Annotated in this window: 1 protein-coding gene and 1 pseudogene; both read right to left on the bottom strand. The window is 55.6% G+C overall.

Going from position 1 to position 1,060, the window contains the following annotated elements; genetic code table 11:
* Positions 1-733: Lrp/AsnC family transcriptional regulator (locus ACIQLI_RS22470; protein WP_400392642.1), on the bottom strand; the 733-nt coding region annotated here is incomplete at its 3' end.
* Positions 734-796: 63 nt separating this feature from the next.
* Positions 797-949, bottom strand: a pseudogene (locus tag ACIQLI_RS22465) (AsnC family protein); the annotation flags it as partial.
* Between the last annotated feature and the right edge of the window lie 111 nt (positions 950-1,060).

Below are 1,060 nucleotides of genomic sequence, written 5' to 3'. Positions count from 1 at the left end.
TAACTGAACTTAAGATCGGCGTCACTTCCAGGCTGCGGATGTCATTTAGGGCTCCTACGGTTTGTGTGAGAAAGGCGTATAGGTCGTTGAGATTCTGGGCGGCAACGGCCACGAGCAGGTTAGTGGCGCCTGTTGTGGAGGCAGTGAAGCGAACGTTGGGATGACAGCTGAGCGTGTTTCCTGCTGCTTCGAGGTTTGCAGGGCCGGTCGCGATCCACAGCAGTGCCTCTGTGGTGGCGCCGAGCAAGGCTAGGTCGACTTCGCAGGCGAGGCGAATCATGTTCGTTGACTGGAGTAGTTCGAGTCTTCGGCGCACAGTGGAAGCGGATGTATTGAGATTGGTTGCCAGGGTGTTGTAGCTCGCCCTGGCGTTGATGCTCAGTTGGTCGATGAGTGCTTCGTCGAGCTGTTGAATCTCGCACGTCTCAGCGGGGTCGCTCGAAGTCTGGCTGATGGCGTCGGACTGTTCTGTTGTTAGCAATCCATGATTCCAGCTAAAACTCGCTGGAAACACCCTCATCAGGTCGTATGCATCCCAGGACAAGACATCGGCAGTAGAGGGCAGATCACGCAGCAGCAGCGCATTACGGGATTGGGTGCCTTTGAGAAACAACGCGGTACTGATTTCGTTGCCGCCACCAAGGATATCGACCCACACTGTATCGGGACGCCTTGAAAGTCCGGCGGCGATAACCCCAACGCGGCTTGGGCTGCAACGGATGCGCAAGGCCATCGGAACGATTTCGGGGAACTGTGCGGGATTGCGGACCGCCGTCGGTCGAAGAGTTCCGTCCTGTAGGAGGGGCGTCGTTCGGCGGAGCACTGTCCGCTCAGAAAGGTCAAGTACCTGCGCAACAGTTCGCCAAGAGGCCCGCGGAGACGCCATCAAAACAGCTGCGATACGTTGGTCAGTTTGGTCAAGCAACTGTCGACCCTGTCCTACATTCATCATTTTATTCACAGTTTTGTCCGTAATCGAGCAAGAAGAAAAGAGGTCTGTAGATTTTCGCAGTTTGGGACAGTAAACCAGAGGCATTCACCTGCAGCAAGAAAGGCATGA

Source organism: Paenarthrobacter sp. NPDC091669 (assembly GCF_044756725.1).
In the GTDB taxonomy this organism is placed as follows: Bacteria; Actinomycetota; Actinomycetes; order Actinomycetales; family Micrococcaceae; genus Arthrobacter; species Arthrobacter bambusae_C.
Note: the sequence above shows the minus strand (reverse complement) of the source record. Positions and strands in the feature narration are given on the sequence as shown.